This window comes from Nocardia sp. NPDC051832 (genome assembly GCF_040681285.1).
GTDB lineage: Bacteria > Actinomycetota > Actinomycetes > Mycobacteriales > Mycobacteriaceae > Nocardia.
The window spans coordinates 308337-325364 of the sequence record NZ_JBFAYL010000007.1 but is presented as its reverse complement, the minus strand read 5'-3'; the positions used below and the strand labels follow the sequence as shown (position 1 = coordinate 325364).

Genomic DNA, 17028 nt, shown 5'->3' with positions numbered 1-17028 from the left:
CATCGACACACTATTGAGTTCTCAAAGAACACACGCACACACATCCGCCACTCGATCTCTCGGGGGTTTCAATGAGGCAACTTAAACAGCTTAGCCCAGCCAAGCACCCAGAACAAAATCCCGGGGTCTCAGTCGAGCTAGTGTGATCAGCCAGGCGCTCCTCGTACTACCTCGTTTCCCAGGCCGTTAGGCTCCGGGTCGGTGTCCGTGTCGCTCTGACTCGATAAAAGTTACGTGCCGGTGGACGCGAAGTCAAATCCGCTGGTCAGGGGACCTGTTTCAGCGCCCGGCGGCGAACGCCCGGTCGACGAAGCCCGGTTGGAACCAGCCCGGCGCCGCCGAACTGAAACGCTCCCTGTCCCATTTGCCCGCTCCCGCCGGCACCGAACCCACGAGATCGACTCCGGTCAGCCGCGGTAGATCGGTCCGATTGCATTCGGCAGCCAGATCCGGCTCCTCCGGCCACGACCCGATGACCAACCCCGCGCAGGAAACCCCCGCGGACGCCAGCATCCGAGTGGTCAGCTCGCTGTGATTCAGCGTGCCGAGCCCGGCCGCCGCCACCAGCAGCACCGGCGCGTCGAGCGCGCGGGCCAGCTCGAGCAAAGTGAACTCACCGACCCGAACGAGCAGTCCGCCGGCGCCCTCGACCAGCGTGAGGTCGGCGTCGCCGAGCGCTTCGACGGCGGAAACCGTTTCCGCCAGCGTCAGCAGCGGCTGGCCACAGCGACGGGCGGCGGTATCCGGCGCGAGCGGCTCGGGATACCGGGCGAGCTCGACCGACCTGGTCACGCCGCTGAGCCGCTCGACCTCGGCCAGATCTCCGGGTTCACCAGGCGCGACACCGGTTTGCGCGGGTTTGCAGACAGCGACCGACAGACCTGCCGCTGTCGCGGTAGCCGCGAGGGCCGCGGTCACGACGGTCTTACCGACATCCGTCGACGTGCCGGTGACGAGCAGAACAGTCACGCCGACACCGCCTGCAAGCCGCGGGCGTCGGCCAGCACCGCACCGAGAACGGTGGCAATGGTGTCGAGCTCGGCCGCGGTGAGATTGGCGCGCGCGGTGAGCCGCAGCCGCGAGGTGCCCTCGGGAACCGAAGGCGGACGGAAACATCCGACGTCGAGCCCCCGCGCCCGGCAGGCCTGCGCCGCGTCGAACGCGACCTGCGCCTTGCCGAGCACCACCGACACCACCGCCGACGGCGGCGCGGGCACACCGGCGATCCGCGCGATATCGGCCGCCCGCTCCAACACCCGAGCCGCCATCTCCGGCTCGCTGCGCAGCAGACCCAATGCCGCCCGCGCCGCACCTACCGCGGCGGGTGCAAGCCCCGTGTCGAAGATGAAGGTCCGTGCCGCATCGATCAGATGCGCCCGCACCCGCTCACTGGACAACACCACCCCACCTTGCGCGGCAAACGCTTTGGACAACGTTGCTGTCACAACCAAGTCGGGTTCCCCCGCCAGGCCGACCTCTTGCACCAGTCCACGCCCACCGTCACCCCGCACGCCGATCCCATGCGCTTCGTCGACAATCAGAACCGCACCGTTCGCCCGAGTGACCCGATGCAATTCAGCCAGCGGCGCCAAATCCCCATCGGCACTGAACACCGAGTCGGTGAGTACGAGCGCCCGCTCCTCACTCCGACCAGCCAGCAACCGATCGACCGCGTCCACGTCACAGTGCTCGGCGATCTCGACCCGAGCCCGCGACAGCCGGCAGGCATCCACCAGCGAGGCATGACTACCCGCGTCGGAAACGACCAGCGCACCTCGCCCCGCCAGCGCCGTCACAACCCCGAGGTTCGCGGTGTATCCAGAAGAAAAAGCAAGCCCGGCCTCAGCCCCCACGAACTCGGCCAACTCCGCTTCGAGCTGCTCGTGCTCAGCGGTAGTCCCCGTAACCAACCGAGACCCGGTCGACCCGGTCCCCCACCGGCGCACCGACTCGACCGCCCCCGCGATCACCTCGGGCCGCCGCACCAACCCCAAATAGTCGTTGGAAGCCAAGTCGATCGAGGCCGATTCCGCCGCCCGAGGCCGCAACCCCCGCCGCAACCCCGCACCAACTCGCGCCTCAGCACGCTCGTCCAGCCAACTCAAAGGATCGGTAGCCACAGGTACGCACCTTACTTGAACACCGTTCAGGTCGGTATCCCCCAATTTGCCCCCGCCCATCGGAACTCACGGCGGCCGCGCTCGATCGATGCGGCCAGCACTCCCGATGCTCGATCGAGTGCGATTGCGGTTCTCCAGGGTCGCCCTGGACTCGCTAGGCCGGTTGGGCCGAGACCGCAGCGAGCATGGCGTTGGTGACGGTGGCGATGTCTTCGGTAGTGCTGATGAAGGGGGGCATGGCGTAGATGTTGTTGCGGAAGGGGCGGAGCCAGGCTCCGGAGGTTACGGCGGCCGTGGTGGCGGAGCGCATGTCGACGGGGTTGTGCAGTTCGATGACGCCGATGGCGCCGAGAACTCGGACTTCGCGGACGCCGGGGAGGGAGGCGGCGGGGGCCAGGCCGGTGCGGAGCGCGGATTCGATGCGGCGGACGTCGGCACGCCAATCTCGTTGCAGGAGAAGTTCGATGGAGGCGATGGCGACGGCGCAGGCGAGGGGGTTGCCCATGAAGGTGGGGCCGTGCATGAGGCCGCCGTGGCCGGCGCTGATGGTTTCGGCGATATGGGCGGTGCACAGGGCGGCGGCGAGGGTGAGGTAGCCGCCGGTGATGGCTTTGCCGACGCACATGACGTCGGGGCTGACGCCGACGTGGTCGGCGGCGAAGAATTCGCCGGTGCGGCCGAAGCCGGTGGCGATCTCGTCGAAGATCAGCAGAATGCCGTGGGCGTCGCAGAGACGGCGCAGGTCGGTGAGGTAGCGGGGGTCGTGCCAGCGCATGCCGCCGGCGCCCTGCACCACCGGTTCGACGATGACGGCGGCGAGTTCGCCGGCGTGCTCGGCGAACGCGCGCTCCAGTTCGGCGACGTAGGCGGGCTGGTAGTCGACGGGCGGCATGGGTACGAAGACCTGTTCCACCAGGACATCGGTCCAGAGGGAATGCATCCCGCCGTCGGGGTCGCACACGCTCATCGGGCTGAAGGTGTCGCCGTGGTAGCCGCCGCGCCAAGTGAGCAGGCGGCGCTTGCCGGGCTTGCCGAGCGCGCGCCAATACTGGAGGCACATCTTCACCGCGACCTCGACCGAGACAGAACCCGAATCGCAGAGGAACACCTTGTCCAGGCCGGCCGGTGCGAGTTCGACGAGTAGTTCCGACAGTCGCGCCGCCGGTTCGTGCGTAAGCCCGCCGAACATCACGTGACTCATCCGCTGCGACTGTTCGATGAGCGCCGCGTCGAGCACCGGATGCCGGTAACCGTGCACGGCAGCCCACCAGGAGCTCATGCCGTCGACGAGCTCCCGGCCGTCGGCCAGGGTGAGCCGAGTGCCGGATGCACTCGCGACCACCAAAGGCTCGGTCGTCGCGGGGAACCCGCCGTAGGGATGCCAGACATGTTTGGCGTCGATGGCGGTGATCTCATCAGGTGTCAGTGCCACAGGAATCCTCGCGGTGCAGTGACCCGCCCGGCCTCGCCGAGACGGCTTGAACGCCGTTCAAGTTACCATCCGAGCTCTGCGGATACGCAGCGGGCCTGAGGATCAGGCGAACGCGATACCGACTCGCGGCAATGCGAAATCGAGTGCCGCCGCGGCACGTTCGCCGACCGCCGAGGCCGCGGCCGGTTCCATACCGATCCGGTCGATTCGGCACCGCCGCGGCGGCAATCGGCATTATTCTTTGACTGAGTCAAAGATCTCGGCCGACCATTGGAGCCGCCATGACCGCTGTAGCCACCGGAGCTTCCGCCGCCGAAATCGCTGCCGTCCGCGCGTTCAACCGCCGCTACACCGAGGTGATCGGAGTGCTGCGGGAAGGGCTGGTCGATACCCAGTACTCGTTGACCGAGGCGCGGATTCTGTTCGAGCTGGCCACTTCCGGGTCTACTGAGGCGATCCGGCTACGGAAGGGACTGGGGCTGGACCCCGGGTATTTGAGCCGGATTCTGACCCGGTTCAAGAATCGGGGCTTGATCGAGAGCAGCCGGTCCAGCAGTGACGGGCGGCGGCAGGAGGTGCGGCTGACGGATCAGGGGCGGGCGGAGTTCGCGGTGCTGAATCAGCGTTCCGGGGTGGATGTGCGGCGGTTACTCGAGCCGCATCCGCCCGCCGAGCGGGCGAAGTTGATCCGGGCGATGGCGACCATCCAGCAGATCTTGGCGCGGCCCGAGGCGCCGGTCGACAGTCCGCCGGTGACGATCCGGGCGCCGAAAGCGGGTGATTACGGGTGGGTGATTCAGCGCAATGCCGCGTTGTACGCCGCCGAGTACGGCTGGGATGCGAGCTATGAGGCGCTGGTGACGAAGATCGTCGCGGATTTTCTGGGATCCCATGACGACAGCCGGGAACGGGCGTGGATCGCCGAGGCCGGTGGGACGCCGGTGGGTGCGGTGTTCTGCGTCGCCGACAGCGCGACCACCGCACGGCTGCGGTTGCTGTTGGTCGAGCCATCGGCCCGTGGGCTGGGAGTGGGCAAGGCGCTGGTAGGGGAATGCCTGCGCTTCGCCGCGGCGGCCGGGTACGTCGACATGGTGTTGTGGACCAACGATGTGCTCGTCGCCGCCCGCCACATCTATCAGCGCGCCGGATTCGAACTGGTCGAGTCGGCTCCGCACCACAGCTTCGGCCACGATCTGGTGGGCCAGACCTGGCATCGATCGCTGCGCCTCGAGTGACTGCAACCACCCCGCACAACAAGCCCCAACCCTGCCGCTAGGGTCGATGACATGCCACAGCCCGACGCAGCGCCCGGTGAGGTGACACCGCTCGGTGTCTGGCCGGGCACCGCGTACCCGCTCGGCGCCACCTACGACGGAGCGGGCACCAATTTCTCGGTGTTCTCCGAAGTGGCGGACGCGGTCGACCTGTGTTTGATCGCCAAGGACGGCAGCGAGACGCGGGTGGCGCTCGACGAGGTCGATACTTATGTCTGGCACGCCTATCTGCCGACCATCGGTCCCGGTCAGCGGTACGGATTCCGAGTACACGGGCCGTACGATCCGGAACGCGGATTGCGTTGCGACCCCAGTAAATTGCTGCTCGACCCGTACGGCAAGGCGTTCGACGGCGTTTTCGGCAACGATCCCGCGCTGTACACCTTCGGCCAGGATTCGCTGGGACACACCATGACCGGCGTGGTGATCAACCCGTTCTTCGACTGGGGCGCCGACCGTCCGCCGAATCGGCCGTACCACGAGACGGTGATCTACGAGGCGCACGTCAAGGGTATGACGATGACGCATCCGGAAATCCCGGAGGAACTACGCGGCAGCTATGCCGGTATCGCGCATCCGGCGATCGTGGCGCACCTGAAAGCGCTGGGAGTCACCGCGATCGAGCTGATGCCGGTGCACCAGTTCCTGCACGACCGCGTTCTGCTCGACCAGGGCCTGCGAAACTACTGGGGCTACAACAGCTTCGGGTACCTCGCGCCGCACAACGAGTATGCGGCCAGCTCGCGTGCCGGCGCGGCGGTCACCGAATTCAAGGCGATGGTGCGCGCGTTGCACGCCGAGGGCATCGAGGTGATCCTCGACGTGGTCTACAACCACACCGCCGAGGGCAACCACTTCGGGCCGACCCTCGGTTTCCGCGGCATCGACAACGCCGCGTATTACCGCCTGGACGAGAAGAATCCGGCGCACTACGTCGACTACACCGGAACCGGCAACAGCCTCAACGTGCGGCATCCGCACACCCTGCAGCTGATCATGGATTCGCTGCGCTACTGGGTGCTGGACATGCACGTCGACGGGTTCCGCTTCGACCTGGCCGCGACGCTCGCCCGCGAGCTACACGACGTCGACCGCTTGTCGACGTTCTTCGATCTGGTGCAACAGGATCCGGTGGTCAGTCAGGTGAAGCTCATCGCCGAACCGTGGGATGTCGGCGAGGGCGGCTACCAGGTCGGCAACTTCCCGGGGCAGTGGACCGAATGGAACGGCAAGTACCGCGACACCGTCCGCGACTACTGGCGCGGCGAACCAGCGACGCTGGGCGAGTTCGCTTCCCGGCTGACCGGCTCCTCGGACCTGTACGAGGCGACCGGCCGCCGCCCGAGCGCCAGCATCAACTTCATCACCGCGCACGACGGCTTCACGCTGCGAGACCTGGTGTCCTACAACGAGAAACACAACGCCGCCAACGGCGAGGACAACCGGGACGGCGAAAACCACAACCGGTCCTGGAACTGCGGGGTCGAGGGCCCGACCGACGACCCGGAGATTCTCGACCTGCGCGCCAAGCAGTCTCGCAACCTGCTCGCCACGCTGGTGCTGAGCCAGGGCACGCCGATGCTGGCACACGGCGACGAAATGGGCCGCACCCAGCACGGCAACAACAACGCCTACTGCCAGGACTCGGAACTGTCCTGGATGGACTGGTCACTGGCGCGGACGAATTCGGATCTGCTGGCCTTCACGCAACGGGTGATCGCCCTGCGGACCCAGCATCCGATCTTCCGGCGCCGCCGCTTCCTGGCGGGCCGCCCGGTCCGGCACGCGGGTGATGTCCGCGACATCGCCTGGCTCACCCCGACCGGCGTGGAGATGACCGACGCGGACTGGGACAGCGGGTTCGGCCGGGCCCTGGCGGTGTATCTCGACGGCCACGGCATCCCGGAGCCGGGCCCGCGCGGGGAACGCGTTACCGACGACTCGTTCCTGCTGTGCTTCAATGCCCACGACCACGCTGTCGACTTCGTCATCCCCGGCGCCGACTACGGTGCCGAATGGTCTGTCGCACTGGATTGTTCGATACCCGGCGGATTCGCCGAGGCCACCTATCCGGCGGCCGCCACGCTCGCTGTTCCTGCCCGCTGTCTGCTCGTCCTCCGCTGTTCCGAGTAACCGCCTATGACTCACGACACCGATCCGCTGAAGCGGCCCCGCATCCGGGCCCGTCCGACTCCGGTCCGCAGTACCTACCGGCTGCAGTTACGGCCGGACGCGCTGACCTTCGCCGACGCCCGCGCCATCGCGGAATACCTGCAGCAGCTGGGTATTTCGCACCTGTACCTGTCACCGATCCTGACCGCGGCGCACGGCTCGACGCACGGCTACGACGTCACCGACCCCACCACCGTCTCGGCGGCCCTGGGCGGCCCGCCCGGGTTCAAAGCGCTGGCCGACGAAGTGCGCAGCCGCGGGATGGGTTTGATCGTGGATCTGGTGCCCAACCACGTCGGCGTCGCGGATCCACGGCAGAACCCGTGGTGGTGGAACGTCCTGCGCAACGGCCGCGAGTCGAAGTTCGCGCATTTCTTCGACATCGACTGGAGCGCCGCCAACGGCGCGGGCGGGCGGCTGGCGCTGCCGGTGCTGCAGAGCGAGAACGATCCGGCCAAGCTCACGGTTGATCGTTCCGGCCCGGAACCCATGCTGGCCCTGCATGACCTGCGTTTCCCGATCGCCCCGGACACCGACGGCGACAACGCGCTGCGGATCCACGACAAACAGCATTACCGACTGGTGAGCTGGAAGTCCGGGCTGTGCACCTACCGCCGGTTCTTCGCGATCAGCAGCCTGGCCGCGCTGCGCCAGGAGGACTCGGAGGTCTTCGAGGCCACGCACCGGGAGCTGGCCGCGTGGTGCGATCACGACCTGATCGACGGCGTGCGGGTCGACCATCCGGACGGGTTGGCCTATCCCAGTTCGTATCTGGCGAAACTGCGCCAGCTGATCGGCCCGCACCGGCTGCTGCTGGTGGAGAAGATCCTGGCCAACCGGGAGCCGTTGGATCCGACGCTGCCGGTCGACGGCACGACGGGCTATGACGCGCTGGCCGGCCTCGGCGGCGTGCTCATCGATCCGGCGGGCGAGCAGGCGCTGACCGAACTCTCCCGCCGCGTCGCGGGCCACGGCAGCGATCGCGCCTGGTTCGGCGAGACCGAGCACCGCATCAAACGCGCGGTGGCGGAGACGATTCTGGCGCCGGAGATCCGCCGGCTGGTCGAGGCGATCAAACGCGATGCGGGCGTACCGGATTCCGACACGTTGTCCTTGACCAACGCCACCATCGAGGTGCTGGCCTTCATGCCGGTGTATCGGGTGGAGTACACGCCGCTGGCGGGCATGACCGGCGCGATCATCGCCGAGGTGGAGCGGCGCAATGCCGAACTCACCGCGCCGCTTTCGGTGCTGGTGGCGGCGCTGGCCACCGACGGCGAGGCGGCGGTGCGTTTCGGTCAGGTGTGCGGCGCGATGACGGCCAAGGCCGTCGAGGACACCATGTTCTACCGGGCCGCCCGGCTGGTATCGCTCCAGGAGGTGGGCGGCAACCCGGCCCGATTCGGCCACTCGCTCAACGAGTTTCATTTGGCCAATATCGACCGGGCGCAGCGCTGGCCGGCCACCATGACCACCCTGTCCACGCACGACACCAAGCGCGGCGAGGACGTGCGGGCCCGGATCGGGGTGCTGTCCCAGGTCGCGAGCATCTGGTCCCGTGCGGTCGACTCCTGGCTGGAGATGGCCCCTGCACCGGACGGCTCGACCGCGTTGTTCGTGCTACAGAACATGTTCGGGGTGTGGCCCGCCGACGGCCGCCCGGCCTCCTCGGTGCCGGGCCTGCGCGAGCGACTGCATCTGTTCGCGGAGAAGGCCGTTCGCGAGGCGGGCACCCGATCCTGCTGGGAGGACCCGGATGCCGAGTTCGAGGCGGCCGTGCACGGCTGGATCGACGCGGTCATCGACGGTCCGGTCGGCGCCGAACTCAGCGACCTGACCCACGATCTGGCCCCGCACGCCTGGTCGGATTCGCTGGCGCAGAAACTGCTTCAGCTGTGCGGCCCCGGCATCCCGGACCTCTACCAGGGCTGCGAGCTGTGGGAGGACTCGCTCGTCGATCCGGACAATCGGCGGCCGGTGGATTTCTCGGCTCGCACCGGCATGCTGCAATCGCTCACCGGCACACCGGCATTGGATCCCAGCGGCGCGGCGAAGATGTGGATCGTCGCCTATGCGTTGTGGCTGCGCCGGGAACGGCCGGACTGCTTCGTCAGCGGCACCTATCAGCCGCTGTTCGCCACCGGTGAGCAGGCGCGCCGGCTGGTGGCCTACACCCGCGGACGAGTGGGTGAGGCCGCGGAGGTCCTGGTCGCGGCCACCCGGCATTCGGTCGGCCTGGCCGAAAGCGGCTGGGCCGACACGACTCTGGAGCTACCGCAGGGCACCTGGACCGACCGGCTCACCGGTCACACCTTCACCGGCCGGACCCGGCTGGAAAAGATGTTCGCCCGGTTGCCCGTCGCTCTCCTCGTACGTTCCTGACAGCCCGCAGGCGTCCGGCGTGACCGTGGTCGCGTCGAGCGCCGGAACCTTTTCGATCAGTTCCGCCGGGATCGCGCCGCCGAGGTCGTCCTGCCACTGCCGCAGGTTGTAGGGCTCGTACCCGGAGGTCTCGTCGACCGTCGAGGCGATCAGGACACCGTGGTCGTTGTTGACGCGCAGCCGGCGCCAGGAGTTCCAGTAGAACCGGGGCGGGATCGGCCCGCGGGGTCCGAGCCCGCTGATCGCGCCGCGCAGGGTGCGCAGCGCGTTCAGCACCAGATAGGCCGGGCCGAGCGAGTTGTGCCGCTTCAGGTGCTCGGCCTTGCCCGCGCACCCTTCGTGCAGGTTGTCGAGGCGTTCCCGGTCGAAGGCCAGGCCCTCGGCTTCGGCCTCGCCGACCATCCAGCGCAACGTGATGTCGGACAGCCCGCATTCGGCGTATCCGCCGCCGATATCGCTGTGCACGCCCTCGAACCACACCTGCTTGACGCGGTCGTTGCCGCGGCGCTTGATGCGGCGGTACTTGCGCTCCAGTTCGACCGGCACCTGCCACAGGCAGGGTTCGAAATTGCGCCGCCGCTCGTCGATGGCCAGGGCCTGGCGGGCGCACAGCACCCGCTCGGACAGGTCCGTGTTGTGGAAGCGGTGCCGCCACGCGGTCAGCCCGGGCACGCCGAGCGCGCCGACGGTGTCGAAGACGCCGACGAAATCGATGTCGAAGCGCGGATAACTGTGGTCGGCGCGGAGTTTCTCCCAGTCCGTCTCGGCCGGGGGTTTGCGCCACGGCAGCAGCCGGCTCTTGCCGCGCCGTCGATACATTTTGAAGGCTTGCGGGTAGAAGCCGCCGATCATCGACTCGGGGGTCATGATCCCGATCCGATCGATCAGCCCGATCAGGCTGCGGGCGGTATAGGCGCCGCGACTGAAGCCGAACACGAAGATCTCGTCGCCCGGCTCCCAGTTGATCGCGACCTGCCAGTACGCGGCCGACAGATTGGCTTCCAGACCGAGCCCGAACGCGCCGCCGAACAACCGGTCGGCGGTGAATCCCCGTGCGCCGGGTCCGGAGACATAAATGACGTGCTGACGGACCGGCTCGCCATCCGGCCCGGGCGCGTGCGGCCGGACCGTCTGCGCGATTTTGATGATATTCGAGACCGTATCGCTGTTCTCGGCTTTCCAGGTGCCGTCACAGCACACCACCAGGCGTTTCATAGGTAAATCGTCCCCTCTGATCCCCGTCGAAACCTGCGTACCGGACTACCCGAATCATCGGAAGCGGCGCAGCGTTCGTTAATGGCATACCGAAAAAGTCCCGGCCGGGCCAGGGATTTCCGAATATTGATCGAGTAGGACACGCCGCGCGGTAGCGACTCGGGCCACGGATACCGTATGCACATGCTCCATGGACGCGAAGCCGAACAAGCGGAGATCGATCGGCTGCTCGCCGGGGCGCGCGACGGGCGCAGCGGGGCGCTGATCCTGCGCGGCGAACCCGGCATTGGCAAGACCGCGTTGCTGGATTACGCTGCCGCCCAAGGTATTCCGGCGGTGCGCAGCGCCGGCATCGAGTCCGAGGCGGAGTTGCCGTTCGCGGCGCTGCACCTGCTGCTGCGACCGGGTCTGGCCCTGACCGACACCCTGCCCGCGCGGCAGCGCACCGCCTTGCACGCCGCGTTCGGCCTGGGCGACGGCGAACCCGCCGACCGCATGCTGGTCGGCCTCGCGGTGCTGTCGCTGCTGGCCGAGGAGTCCACCGACGGGCCGCTGCTGTGCCTGATCGACGACGCGCACTGGCTGGACCGGGCCTCCGCGGAAACGCTGATCTTCGTCGCACGACGGCTCGAAGCCGAGGGCGTGGCCGTCGTCTTCGCGACCCGTGCCGGCGAACACGACTTCCCGGCGCCGGGCTTGCCGGAGCTGACGCTGACCGGTCTGCGTCAGGACGCGGCCGCGGCGTTGGTCGACAGCCAGGCCCCGGACCTCTCCCCCGCCGTGCGCTACCGGCTGCTCACCGAGGCCTGCGGAAACCCGCTGGCCCTGCTGGAGTTGCCCGCCGTGCTGGCCACCGAAGCGCCGGGTTCGGGACCGAATCCGCTGCCGTTGACCCAGCGCCTGCAGTTCGCCTTCCACGGGCAGGTCAGCCGGCTGTCCGCCGCGACCCGCACGTTGCTGGTGGCGGCGGCCGCGGCGGGCACCGCCGACCTCGCGACAGTGCTGCGGGCCGCGACCGCCCTCGGCGTGCGGCTGGCCGACCTGCAACCGGCGCAGGACGCCGGGCTGGTGCACAGCGACGGCCAGGTGCTGGGATTCCGGCACCCGCTGCTGCGCTCGGCGATCTATCAGGGCACGCCGCTCGCGCAACGCCTCGCCGCGCATGCCGCGCTGGCCGAAGCGCTCACCGGCCCCGAGGACGCCGATCTGCGCGCCTGGCATCTGGCCTCCGCCGCCACCGGACCCGACGAAAACACCGCGGCCGCACTGGAAGACAGCGCCGAGCGGGCCCGGCGCCGCAGCGGCTTCTCCGGCGCCGTCGCCGCCTACGAGCGCGCCGCCGGATTGAGCACCGACCCGGCCGCGCGGATCCGCAGGCTGGTGGCCGCCGCCGAAACCGCCGGCGAGGCCGGGCAGTTGGCGCGCGCGGGCGACCTGGCCGAACGCGCGGCCGCGCTGCTCGGGCCCGATCGAAGTGCGCCGGACGACCGGACACCGCTGCTGCGAGCCCGGCTGGACCTGGTCCGCGCGACTGCGGAATTCGGTGCGGGCAAACCACTTTCGGCACATCATCGACTGATCGCGGGCGCGGAGGCGGTGGCCGGCCGGGATCCGGCGCGCGCGGCCCGCATGCTCGCCCAAGCGGTGCACGCGGCCTGGTACCTCGGCGCGGCGGAACTCGCGGAGGTCGCCGCCCACTTGACCACCCTGGCGCTGCCCGATACCGAACCGCTGGCACACGTCACCCGCTACACCGTGGCCGCGATCGAAGGCCGGTACACCGTCGATCTGCGCCTGGCCGCGGCCGCCGCCCGGCGCACCGGCGCGGACGGCCCGCGCGATCTGGTGCAGATGTGTGGCGCGGGATTGGTGGTGGGACAGGATGACCAGGTCACCGAACTGGCCGGCGACCTGATCGGCGAATGCCGCGAGCAGGGACGCCTCGCCCTGCTGCCCACCCTGCTGTTCTTCCGCGCCGAAGCCGAGACCTACCTGGGCCGTCCGACCGAGGCGCGCCTGGCCGCGACCGAGGGGTTGCGCATCGCCGCGGATATCGGGCAGCCGCACTGGGTCAGTCAGCAGTCGGCGTGCCTGGGCTATCTGGCGGCGCTGGAAGGCCGGGACCAGGACTGCCGGGACCTGATCGACCAAGCCTTGGCCCCGGGCCTCGGCGGCGCCGACGCACCCGGAGCCACCTGGGCGCATGCGGCGCTCGGGCTGCTGGAGCTCGGACAGGGCAAGGTCGACAGCGCACTGGCGCGTTTCGAACTCCTCGCGGAGGAACCCGCCGCGCATCATGTGATCGGGTTGCGCACCCTGCCGGATCTGATCGAAGCCGCTGTGCGCCTGGGCAATACGGAGCGAGCCGAGGAAGCGCTGGCGCGCCTCGCGAGCTGGGCCGGCCGATCCGCTCAGCCCTGGGTGGGCGCGCTGACGCAGCGCTGCCGGGCGTTGATCGGGCCGGAGACCGAGGTCGAGCAGCACTTTCAGGCCGCGCTGGAGTTGGGCGGGCGACCGTTCGAGCAGGCTCGCACGCAGTTGCTCTACGGCGAGTGGCTGCGGCGCGTCCGACGAAAGATCGACGCGCGCAACCAATTACAGCTGGCCCTGGAGACCTTCGATCGGCTCGACGCCGCCCCGTGGGCGGACCGTGCCCGCACCGAACTCGCCGCGCTCGGCGTCGGCGCCGCGGCCCGGCCGGCCGCCGGCGTGCTGGCCGCGCTCACGCCGCAGGAGTTGCAGATCGTCCGGCTCGCGGCACAGGGCATGTCGAACCGGGATATCGCGGCGCAGTTGTTTCTGAGTCCGCGCACGGTGGGCCATCACCTGTACAAGGCGTACCCGAAGCTCGGGGTGGTGTCGCGGGGTGAACTGACGGCGTTGCCGCTGGAGTGACCGCTCAGTGTGCGGCGAGGACCCGATCGGCGCGGCGGCCCGGGTTCGAACGCCGGGTTCCGGCGTAGCCGAGCGCCCAGCGGCCGGCGGCGACAGCCGCGCCGACCAGCACCGCGACCTGCGACGAACCGATCACCAGGGCCAGGACGAGACCGGCCACCAAGCCCGCGGCGAGCGCCTCGAGCTTGAACACCGGCCACGCGGAACCCGCGATATCGACCGTGTGGGGGTAGACCGTCTGCATGTCGTCAGGATATACGGATGACGAAGTTCGGTCCACCGAACATTCGGCTCTGTGGGGAACCCGACAACTCCGGGAACACGAGCGGTCCCGCAGGCGTTGCCCCGGGTATGCCACTAACAGGAGAATACGCACCGAGCACCTCCGATTGGGCCCGTGAGCAGGCCGAAACGTATGAGAACTCCGGCGGCACCGAGGGCACGATCCTGCAGGGCAAGCCAGTCGTCCTGCTGACCAGCAAAGGCGCCAAGACCGGCCTGCTGCGCAAGACCCCGCTGATGCGGGTCGAGCACGACGGCGAGTACGCCGTGGTCGCCTCGCTGGGCGGCGCGCCCAAGCATCCGGTCTGGTACTTCAACATCAAGGCCAACCCGCAGGTCGAACTGCGGGACGGCACCACCACCAAGGACTACACCGCCCGTGAGGTCACCGGCGACGAGAAGGCGCAGTGGTGGGAGCGGGCCGTGCAGGTCTGGCCCGAGTACGCCAACTATCAGACGAAGACCACCCGCGAGATTCCGGTTTTCGTGCTTACGCCGCAGTAACCCCATAACCGGTTCTCCCCCACCCGCCGCGTCTGCCCGATGCGGCGGGTGGCAGCATATTTCGGGTGTCCAATCCGCTTGATGTGATCGACGATCTGTCCAATACCCGTCCTGCGCTCAGCGCGGACGAGATCGACGCGGCCGCCAAGCGAATTTCCGACATTATCGAGCCGACTCCGCTGCAGTTCAGCCCCCGGTTATCGGCCCTTTCCGGCGCGCAGGTCTACCTCAAGCGGGAAGACCTGACCGCGGTGCGCTCCTACAAACTGCGCGGCGCCTACAACCTGATCGTCCAGCTCACCGCCGAGGAACGCGCCGCCGGCGTGGTCGCGGCCAGCGCCGGCAACCACGCGCAGGGTGTGGCCTTCGCGTGCAAGGCGATGGGGATCCGGGGCCGGATCTACGTGCCGACCACCACGCCCAAGCAGAAGCGCGACCGAATCCGGGTGCACGGCGGCGAGTTCGTGGAGCTGATCGCGATCGGCGAGACCTACGACGCCGCGGCCGCCGCGGCCGCCGACGATGTGGCGCGCACCGGCGCGACCATGGTGCCGCCCTTCGACGACCCGCGTACCGCCGCGGGGCAGGGCACCATCGCCGCCGAAGTACTCGAACAGCTCGGTGTCGCACCGGATTTGATCGTGGTGCCGGTGGGCGGCGGCGGCTGCCTGGCCGGTATCGGCACCTATCTGCGCGAGCGTGCGCCGCACACCGCGATTCTCGCCGCCGAGCCCGGTGGCGCGGCCTCGATGACCGCGGCCCTGGTCGCGGGCGGGCCGGTGACGCTGCCGGAGATCGATCCGTTCGTCGACGGGGCCGCGGTGCGCCGCATCGGCGAACTGCCGTACGCGGCGGCCGCCAGCTTCGGCGGGCGGGCCCGTTCGCACGCGTCTTTACCTCTACTAACGGCGACCGAATCCCCCAGTGGCGCGGGGTCTTTCCGGGTCATGCAGGTCGACGAGGGTGCGATCTGCACCGCCATGCTGGAGCTGTATCAGAACGAGGGCATCATCGCCGAGCCGGCCGGTGCGCTGGCGGTGTCGGCGCTGGCCGAGGTCGAGGTGACACCGGGTGCCACGGTGGTCTGCCTGGTGTCCGGCGGTAACAACGACGTGTCCCGCTACGGCGAGATCATCGAACGCTCGCTGGTGCATCGCGGCCTCAAGCACTACTTCCTGGTGGACTTCCCGCAGGAGCCGGGCGCGCTGCGGCGTTTCCTGAACGAGGTGCTCGGCCCGGACGACGACATCACCATGTTCGAGTACGTCAAGCGCAACAACCGGGAAACCGGGGCGGCGCTGGTCGGCATCGAACTCGGTGCGCTGGACGGGCTGGAGCCGCTGCTGGAGCGCATGCGGGAATCGCCGATCCAGTGTGAGCGGCTGGAGCCGGGCTCGCCCGCGTACCGCTATCTGACGTAACCGACTTCCGCCCGGTCCGCTGCCACTCGAACCGGGCGGGTCGTAGCGATCGCTGTGCAGATCGCTCGTCGGGGCCGGCCTTACGCGGCGGCCTCGCGGGGCGGCTGCACGACGACACTCCTGCTCCCACGCAGGCAGTTCATGGTCAGGGGCAGCAACCACATGGCCGACATCTGATCGACGCCCATTTGCGGCAGGGTCAGCCGGTTGTGCACGAAGCCGACCGACAGGCCCGAGCGCGGTTCCACCCAGCCGAACGAGCCGCCGAGACCGATGTGCCCGAAGCCGCCGCGGGCGCCCGCGGTGGGCAGCGAGTGGTACCCGAGGTGCCACATCATCGGCAGGTAGAACAGCGTGCGGTCGAACTTGTAGCTGCGGATCCGGCGGATCGACTTGACCGTGTGCGGCGAAAGGTATTGCTGCCCATCGGGAGTGCGGCCCTCGACCAGCGCGCCGTAGAGGGTGGCCAGACCGGAGGCGGTGCATACGCCGTTGCCCGCCGCGAGTTCGGTGGCCAGGATCGGCGGGAACTCACCCTCCAGAATGCCTTCCATACCGGGCATGAACAGGGCCCGCGCCGCCGCGCCCGGCGCGCCGGGGAAGCCGTAGGAGCGGCCCAGGATGAGCGCGCCCAGCGGCTTGCCCAGCAGTTTCAGCTGATTGCCCGCCAGCGGCGCGTACCTGGTGCGGGCCCCGGCCGGGGGGTGGCCGAGGTGGATGCCGTCGGCGCCGAGCGGTTCGGCGACCTCGGTGCGGAACAGGGTGGCCATGCTCTGCCCGGTGACGGCGCGGGCCAATCCGGCCAGCAGCCAGCCGAGGGTGAGCGCGTGATAGGCCGGAAAGCCCAGGAGGTGATCGGGTTTCGCCGCCGCGAGCCGCTGCTCCATCAGCTGGTGGTCGAGCACCTCGGCGGCTTCGGTGGCGAGAGTGCTGATCCCGGAGAGCCCCGCGCTGTGCGTCAGCACCTGCGCCACGGTGATGGCGCCCTTGCCGTTAGCGGCGAATTCGGGCCAGTACTCCGCGACGGGAGCGTGGTAATCGATGAGCCCGCGGTCGGCCAGGCGGTGGATGACCGTGGCCGCGATCCCTTTGGTGGCGGAGAAGATGATCGCGCCGGTGTCCTCGGTCCAGGGCTTCCCGGCGGCCGAACCGGTCGAGATGTCGACCAGGGTCTCGCCGTGGCGGCGCACCACCAGTCCGGCGCCCGCGCCGCGCCGATGCCCGAAGGTGCGGGCGAAGGCCTTGACCAGCGGTCCGAATTCGACGGCCGCGCTTCCACCCACCCCCTCCGGGAGTGCGAGTAGGTCCCCGGACGAAGCCACGTTGCTCAT

At 68.9% G+C, this 17028-nt stretch carries 12 protein-coding genes; 6 read left to right on the top strand and 6 right to left on the bottom strand.

All coding sequences use genetic code 11. The annotated features are described in order from the left end of the window. Positions 1-279: 279 nt before the first annotated feature. The 3 genes from bioD to AB0M14_RS35675 all read right to left on the bottom strand — a co-directional run bounded on the left by bioD (position 280) and on the right by AB0M14_RS35675 (position 3552). A complete protein-coding gene (bioD, locus tag AB0M14_RS35685; RefSeq protein WP_365003851.1) occupies positions 280-969 on the bottom strand; it encodes a dethiobiotin synthase in 690 nt (229 codons plus the stop codon). Continuing rightward, positions 966-2120, bottom strand: coding sequence for an 8-amino-7-oxononanoate synthase (locus AB0M14_RS35680; RefSeq protein WP_365003848.1), 1155 nt, complete (start codon positions 2118-2120; stop codon positions 966-968). Before AB0M14_RS35680 ends, bioD begins: the two co-directional genes overlap by 4 nt. 154 nt (positions 2121-2274) lie before the next feature. Further along, positions 2275-3552, bottom strand: coding sequence for an adenosylmethionine--8-amino-7-oxononanoate transaminase (locus tag AB0M14_RS35675; RefSeq protein ID WP_365003845.1), 1278 nt, complete (start codon positions 3550-3552; stop codon positions 2275-2277). Between the two features lie 281 nt (positions 3553-3833). Between AB0M14_RS35675 and AB0M14_RS35670 the strand changes: the two genes are divergently transcribed. The 3 genes from AB0M14_RS35670 to treY are packed head-to-tail and all read left to right on the top strand — an operon-like array spanning position 3834 to position 9380. After that, positions 3834-4787 carry a helix-turn-helix domain-containing GNAT family N-acetyltransferase gene (locus tag AB0M14_RS35670; protein ID WP_365003842.1) on the top strand — a complete coding sequence of 318 codons (954 nt, stop codon included), beginning with the start codon at positions 3834-3836 and terminating at the stop codon, positions 4785-4787. A gap of 51 nt (positions 4788-4838) precedes the next feature. Then, positions 4839-6959 (top strand): glycogen debranching protein GlgX, encoded by a 2121-nt coding sequence (gene glgX / locus AB0M14_RS35665; RefSeq protein WP_365003838.1) that lies wholly within the window; start codon positions 4839-4841, stop codon positions 6957-6959. A gap of 6 nt (positions 6960-6965) precedes the next feature. Then, positions 6966-9380, top strand: coding sequence for a malto-oligosyltrehalose synthase (treY, locus tag AB0M14_RS35660; protein WP_365003835.1), 2415 nt, complete (start codon positions 6966-6968; stop codon positions 9378-9380). Here the strand turns inward: treY and AB0M14_RS35655 are convergent. Continuing rightward, positions 9270-10595, bottom strand: coding sequence for a DUF2235 domain-containing protein (locus AB0M14_RS35655; protein ID WP_365003832.1), 1326 nt, complete (start codon positions 10593-10595; stop codon positions 9270-9272). The genes treY and AB0M14_RS35655 overlap by 111 nt on opposite strands. Positions 10596-10778: 183 nt before the next feature. On the opposite strand from AB0M14_RS35655, the gene AB0M14_RS35650 reads away from it, so the two are divergent. Beyond that, on the top strand, positions 10779-13490 hold the full coding sequence (locus AB0M14_RS35650) for an AAA family ATPase (protein ID WP_365003829.1): 2712 nt from the start codon (positions 10779-10781) through the stop codon (positions 13488-13490). A gap of 4 nt (positions 13491-13494) precedes the next feature. Here AB0M14_RS35650 and AB0M14_RS35645 read toward each other — a convergent pair whose 3' ends face one another. Then, complete coding sequence (locus AB0M14_RS35645) at positions 13495-13734, bottom strand: hypothetical protein (RefSeq protein WP_365003826.1); 240 nt, start codon at positions 13732-13734, stop codon at positions 13495-13497. A gap of 107 nt (positions 13735-13841) precedes the next feature. Between AB0M14_RS35645 and AB0M14_RS35640 the strand changes: the two genes are divergently transcribed. Next, positions 13842-14276, top strand: coding sequence for a nitroreductase family deazaflavin-dependent oxidoreductase (locus AB0M14_RS35640; RefSeq protein ID WP_365003823.1), 435 nt, complete (start codon positions 13842-13844; stop codon positions 14274-14276). A gap of 65 nt (positions 14277-14341) precedes the next feature. Next, positions 14342-15697: a threonine ammonia-lyase IlvA gene (gene ilvA, locus AB0M14_RS35635; RefSeq protein ID WP_365003821.1), complete on the top strand. Its 1356-nt coding sequence runs from the start codon at positions 14342-14344 to the stop codon at positions 15695-15697. Positions 15698-15777: 80 nt separating this feature from the next. On the opposite strand, the gene AB0M14_RS35630 is transcribed toward ilvA, so the two are convergent. Next, entirely contained in the window at positions 15778-17028 is a 1251-nt protein-coding gene (locus AB0M14_RS35630) for a serine hydrolase domain-containing protein (protein ID WP_365003818.1), read from the bottom strand.

Bases quoted from the DNA above. Each gene is read 5' to 3' on its own strand.
- AB0M14_RS35670 (WP_365003842.1), top strand. From the start codon at position 3,834: ATGACCGCTGTAGCCACCGGAGCTTCCGCCGCCGAAATCGCTGCCGTC.
- treY (WP_365003835.1), top strand. From the start codon at position 6,966: ATGACTCACGACACCGATCCGCTGAAGCGGCCCCGCATCCGGGCCCGT.
- AB0M14_RS35645 (WP_365003826.1), bottom strand. From the start codon at position 13,734: ATGCAGACGGTCTACCCCCACACGGTCGATATCGCGGGTTCCGCGTGG.
- AB0M14_RS35655 (WP_365003832.1), bottom strand. From the start codon at position 10,595: ATGAAACGCCTGGTGGTGTGCTGTGACGGCACCTGGAAAGCCGAGAAC.
- glgX (WP_365003838.1), top strand. From the start codon at position 4,839: ATGCCACAGCCCGACGCAGCGCCCGGTGAGGTGACACCGCTCGGTGTC.
- AB0M14_RS35650 (WP_365003829.1), top strand. From the start codon at position 10,779: ATGCTCCATGGACGCGAAGCCGAACAAGCGGAGATCGATCGGCTGCTC.
- AB0M14_RS35630 (WP_365003818.1), bottom strand. From the start codon at position 17,028: ATGAGCAACGTGGCTTCGTCCGGGGACCTACTCGCACTCCCGGAGGGG.
- AB0M14_RS35640 (WP_365003823.1), top strand. From the start codon at position 13,842: ATGCCACTAACAGGAGAATACGCACCGAGCACCTCCGATTGGGCCCGT.